The organism is Variovorax rhizosphaerae (assembly GCF_037889975.1).
Classification (GTDB): Bacteria; Pseudomonadota; Gammaproteobacteria; order Burkholderiales; family Burkholderiaceae_C; genus Variovorax; species Variovorax rhizosphaerae.
This window is the reverse complement of the sequence record NZ_JBBKZT010000077.1, coordinates 1-5,783: the sequence shown is the minus strand read 5'-3', so window position 1 is coordinate 5,783 and position 5,783 is coordinate 1. Positions and strand designations below refer to the sequence as shown.

4 protein-coding genes are annotated in these 5,783 nt (G+C 67.7%); all 4 read left to right on the top strand.

Features of this window, described 5'->3' with window-relative positions; all coding sequences use genetic code 11:
• Positions 1–728: 728 nt before the first annotated feature.
• Complete coding sequence (locus WKW82_RS40080) at positions 729–2,480, top strand: alpha/beta fold hydrolase (protein WP_340348779.1); 1,752 nt, start codon at positions 729–731, stop codon at positions 2,478–2,480.
• Positions 2,477–3,307 carry a poly(3-hydroxyalkanoate) depolymerase gene (gene phaZ / locus WKW82_RS40075; protein WP_340348778.1) on the top strand — a complete coding sequence of 277 codons (831 nt, stop codon included), beginning with the start codon at positions 2,477–2,479 and terminating at the stop codon, positions 3,305–3,307. Before WKW82_RS40080 ends, phaZ begins: the two co-directional genes overlap by 4 nt.
• On the top strand, positions 3,304–5,094 hold the full coding sequence (locus WKW82_RS40070; RefSeq protein ID WP_340348777.1) for an acyl-CoA dehydrogenase: 1,791 nt from the start codon (positions 3,304–3,306) through the stop codon (positions 5,092–5,094). The genes phaZ and WKW82_RS40070 overlap by 4 nt, the downstream gene beginning before the upstream one ends.
• Positions 5,095–5,550: 456 nt before the next feature.
• A partial coding sequence (locus tag WKW82_RS40065; protein ID WP_340348776.1) for a porin occupies positions 5,551–5,783 on the top strand: 233 nt, incomplete at its 3' end.

Here is a 5,783-nt window from a genome sequence, read left to right as displayed (position 1 = left end):
ACAGTTCTGCGCCGATGGTGCAGGTGAGTTGCTCGACCTTGATCGAGGTCTTCAGTGCGGCGGCAGAGATGACGGCGGGCGCGGCTTGCGCGATGGTTGCATTCATGACTTATCTCCTTTTGTGGAGCCGGCGCTCATTCCGCCAGCCCCTGTTGGTAGGGTGGCCGCCGTGGCGACCTTGCAGGCTGAAGAATAGGATTGGAGACGGCCTCGAGGCCCCTCCTTGCGGGAGGGGCGGCGAGCAAATCCGACGCTGATGTCCGCCCAGGTGGTAGACGGAAGGAGTTGGGTGCATCGTGCGGTCCCCAGCCCTCGTGCGGCTGCACGGGAGCGCGCGATCTCGCCCGACTGGTGTCTGGCAAGGCGGCATCAGGCGGTGGCCATCTCTCCGCTTCGCAAGCATGCCGGCGCCTGCTGACTCGATTGACGGCGCCTGGTCAAGCTCGGCACGCTAGACCGGCAATTTCTGCGCTGATCCAGAGTCGTGGCCAGTCCCCCTCCGCCAAGGAGGGGTTGAACCGTACAGCCGGCAACCAGAATTCCGTCCATACCCGCAGCCGCGCTACGCGCGACCCGGGATTCCGTCCACCCATCTATCGTCCGACGAAGAGGATCCACGTGCGCCATCGATCCATGCAGATCCCTCCTGCAGCCAGCCGCCCTTCCATCCGCCCAGCCGCAACCGCGGTCTCGCCGGCCCTTCCTTCACTTTCCTCGGTGGCGCCGTGATGCGGACGAAAAAGACCTCGGCAAGGGCCCGTCCCCAGGCCAGCGCCAACACGGTCCAGCCCGCTGCGCTCGATCTCGCGGAGCACCGCGATGGCGCGCCGTTGCGGCGCGCCCCGCGCGGCAACGGCGCCAGCCTCGCCGCCTCTTTCGAAGCGATCGCCAAAGGCGTCCTGCTGCAACCGCTCACCTCGCTGAAGGGCGCGGGCCGCGCCGGTGCGGCCTTGATGGACGTCGCCATCGGTCGCTCCACCAGGACGCCGGCGCCGAACGACCGCCGGTTCGACGACCCTGCCTGGCGCGACAACCCGCTGTACCGCAGCCTCATGCAGGGCCATCTCGCCCTCGTGCAGGAAGCGCAGCGCGTGGTCGGCGAACTCGGCCTGTCCGAGCGCGACGAAGCCCGCGCGAAGATGGCCCTGGGCATGGCGACCGACACGCTGGCGCCGACCAATACGCTGCTCGGCAACCCCGCCGCGCTCAAGCGCACACTCGAGACCGCCGGCGCCAACCTGGTGCAGGGCGCGATGCAACTGGTGGCCGACTGGCGCCACAACGGCGGCCTGCCCGCCTCGGTCGATGGGACGAACTTCGAAGTCGGTGGCAACCTCGCGATCACGCCGGGCTCGGTGGTGTATCGCTCGGAACTGCTGGAGCTGATCGAGTACCGAGCCCAGACGGCGGAGGTGCATGGCACGCCGCTGTTCATCGTGCCGCCGCAGATCAACAAGTTCTACATCTGGGACCTCGCGCCGGGCCGCAGCCTGATCGAGTACCTGGTCCAGCAGGGCTTCCAAGTCTTCGTGGTGAGCTGGTTCGATCCGGACACCAGCCGCTCCGCATGGGGCCTGGAGACCTACGTGCAGGCGCTCGTGCAGGCCATGGAAGTGACCCGCGAGATTGCCGGCGCGGAACAACTGCACGTGCTGGGCGCCTGCTCGGGCGGCATCACTGCGGCGGCGCTGCTCGCCTACCTGGCGGCGCAGGACAAGGACTGGGCGCGCAGCCTGACGCTGATGGTGTCGATCCTCGACATCGACGGCATCGCCGACAGTTCGATGGGCCTGTTCGCGCACCTCGAGACACTCGAACTCGCGCGCGCGGTCAGCGGCCGCAACGGCGTGCTCCAGGGCAAGGACCTGGCCAAGGTCTTTGCCTGGCTGCGTCCGAACGAACTGATCTGGAACTACTGGGTCAACAACTACCTAATGGGACGCAAGCCCCCGGCCTTCGACATCCTCTACTGGAACTCCGACACCACGCGGCTGCCGGCGCACCTGCATGGCGACTTCATCAAGTTGTTGAAGTCCAATGCGCTGGTGCGGCGTGGCGGCCTCTCGATCGGCGAGGTGCCGCTCTCGCTCGCGGACGTCCAGTGCGACAGCTACATTCTGGCCGGCAGGACCGACCACATCACGCCGTGGGAAGGCTGCTACCAGACGCGCGGCCTGCTCGGCGGACACAGCGACTTCGTGCTGACCGGCAGCGGCCACGTGCAGTCCATCGTCAGTCCACCGGGCGGCAAAAAGAGCGCCTTCATGACCAACGCGGGGCGACATGCGACCCCCGGTGAGTTCGAAGCCACCGCCGGGCAGCACGAGGGCAGCTGGTGGCCGCACCTCGCGGGCTGGCTCGCCGCGCGTTCGGAGCCGCCGCGGCGCGCGCCGCGCCAGGAAGGCACCGCCGCCCATCCCCCACTGTGTGCAGCACCCGGCACCTACGTGCTGGCTGGCGCTCAGTCGCAGGCCGCATGAGCGAACTTTCGACAGCTCCCGAGACGCACTGGCTCACGATCGACGGGCAGCGCGTTCGCCTGGCCATCGGCGGCGCGCCCGACGCCACGCGCACGCTGCTGCTGTTCAACGGCATCGGTGCCAGCGTGGAAACCATGGCGCCCTTCATGGACCAGTTCGGTCATACGCGTGTCCTTACCTTCGATGTGCCGGGCGTCGGTGAATCGCCCGCCCCCTTGTTGCCGTATCGACTGCGCGACATTGCGCGGCTGGGCACCAAGGTGCTGGATCGCATGAGTGTGGGGCGCGTCGACGTGATCGGCGTCTCGTGGGGTGGAACCGTCGCGCAGGAGTTCGCGATCCGGCATCTCGATCGCTGCAGCACCCTGACACTCGCGGCCACCTGCGCCGGCATGGTCATGGTGCCGGGCCAGCCCAAGGTACTGATGCGGATGGCGAGCCCGCGCCGCTACTTCGAGCCGACCTACCTCCTGCGCGTTGGCGGCGAGCTGTACGGCGGCGCGCTGCGCTTCGAGCGCGAACTGCTGCAGATGCACGCGCGGGCCATGCGCGCGCCGAGCATCCACGGCTATCTCTACCAACTGCTGGCCATGGTCGGCTGGACCAGCTGGCACCGGCTGCGCCGCGTCGAGACGCCGGCACTGGTGCTGATGGGGTCCGACGATCCCATCGTGCCGGCCATCAACGGACGCATCCTGGCGGCGGGCCTGCGCAAAGCGCGGCTCGAGACCGTCGACTGCGGCCATCTCTTCGTGCTCACGCGCCCGGCCGAGACCGCGCGCCGCGTCGAGCACTTCATCGCACAACATTCGAGGACACCTTCATGATCTATCAGGCCCCCGTCAAGGACATGCTGTTCTGCATGACCGAACTCGCCGACATCGAGCGCATCGCCGCCCTGCCCGGCTTCGAGGAAGCCGGCATCGACACCGCACAGGCCGTGCTGGAAGAATGCGCGCGCTTCACGCAGGACGTGGTCGCACCGCTCAACGTCGCGGGCGACCGGCAACCCTCTTCGTGGCAGGACGGCAAGGTCACCACCACGCCGGGCTTCGCGAATGCCTACCGGCAGTTCGGCGAGGGTGGCTGGCAGGGCCTGCAGCATCCGACGGACTTCGGCGGCCAGGGTCTCCCCATGACCATCGCGGCGGCCTGCTCCGAGATGCTCAACAGCGCCAATCTGAGCCTGGCCCTGTGCGCGATCCTGACCGACGGCGCCATCGAGGCACTGCTGACGGCCGGCTCGCAACAGTTGAAGGACGTGTACCTGCCGAAGATGATCGCCGGCGAATGGACCGGCACCATGAACCTGACCGAGCCGCAGGCCGGGAGCGACCTCGCGCTGGTGCGCACGCGCGCCGAGCCGCAGGGCGACGGGACGTACAGGGTGTTCGGCACCAAGATCTTCATCACCTACGGCGAGCATGACATGGCCGAGAACATCGTCCATCTCGTGCTCGCGCGCCTGCCCGACGCGCCCGAGGGCGTCAAGGGCATCTCGCTGCTCGTGGTCCCGAAGTTCCTCGTGCATGAGAACGGCGCGCTCGGCGATCGCAACGACGTGCAGTGCGTGAGCATCGAGCACAAGCTCGGCATCAAGGCCAGCCCCACCGCCGTGCTGCAGTTCGGCGACCACGGCGGCGCCATCGGCTACCTCGTGGGCGAGGAGAACCGTGGCCTGGAGTACATGTTCGTGATGATGAACGCGGCCCGCTATGCGGTCGGCCTACAGGGCATCGCCGTGGCCGAACGGGCCTGCCAGCTTGCCGCGGCCTACGCGAAGGAGCGCGTGCAGTCGCGTCCGGTGGACGGGTCGCTGCCTGGCGCCGCGCCGATCATCCATCACCCGGACGTGCAGCGCATGCTGCTCACGATGCGCTCGCAGACCGAAGGCTGCCGCGCGCTGGCCATGGCCGCGGCCGCTGCCTGCGACGCGGCGCACGCGCATCCCGAGGCCGATGTGCGCCGCCGCGAGCAGGCGCTCTACGAGTTCCTCGTGCCGCTGGTCAAGGGCTACTCGACCGAGATGAGCCTGGAGGTGACGAGCCTGGGCGTGCAGGTGCACGGCGGCATGGGCTTCATCGAGGAAACGGGTGCCGCGCAGCACTACCGCGATGCGCGCATCCTGACCATCTACGAAGGCACGACGGCGATCCAAGCCAACGATTTCATCGGCCGCAAGACGGTGCGCGACGGCGGCGCCGTGGCGCGCGCCTTCGCACAGGAGATCGCGGCCGTGGAGGACGAACTGCGCCAGCATCACAGCGACGCCGCGCAGGCGATGGCCTTGCGCCTGGCGGTCGCGCGCCAGGCCTTCCTGGGGGTCGTCGACTGGGTCTTGGCCAACCTCAAGGGCGACCCGAACGCCGTGTTCGCCGGCTCCGTGCCCTATCTCCTGCTCGCGGGCAACCTGGCCGCGGGCTGGCAGCTGGGGCGCGCGCTGCTCGCCGCCGAGGACCGACTGGCGGCCGGCGATGACGTGGACTTCATGCGCCGCAAGGTGCTGGTGGCCCGGTTCTATGCCGATCACATCCTGACCCGCGTGCCCGGCCTGCGCGACAGCATCGTCGCGGGCTCGGAAGCGATTTCGGAGATGACCCTCGAAGACTTTTGACACCGCCGCTGTTACGGCGTCGCCCCTCCCTCAAGGAGGGGAACGCGTGAGCGATCGAACGATAAATTTGTGCCGCTGGCTCGACGGACCCTGACCTTGAAGGCGCAAGCACCAGCGCTATACACCGGAACCGAATGGCTCTGCGGAGACATGCGCGAACTGCGGTCTTTGCAATGCGGCAGGGCGATCAGGCAGTGAACGAGTCCGGCAGGCCGTTGCCCTTGACGGTCGATCGCCGGTTGCAGGTGCGCGCGCATGCGGAAAGGGCCGGCGCGCCCTAATGGTGTCGGTCTGTCGCGCAACAACGCATCACGGGAAAGGCTGACTCGTGGATGTGCATGAACCGGAGCAGGACGCGGGCGCGAAGCCCTCGCTCGAAGTCGAGGTCTTCGCCCGATTTCGTCTGAAGCCGTCGAATCGAAGCCCATTTTTTTACCTGTCCTGGAGAGCTTTTCAATGAACAAATCCCTGGTTGCCCTGGCAGCCCTCACCGCTGCCGGTGCCGCGTCTGCCCAATCCTCCGTCACGATGTTCGGCGTGGTTGACGCCGGCATCAGCTACTACCAGACGACCAGCAAGTTCGTCGGTGTCCGCGGCGCTCCCGCGCTCAACTTCGTCGGCACCGGGGACCTCAAGCAAAGCCAGTGGGCGCTGACCAGCGGCAACTACAACAACAGTCGCCTCGGCTT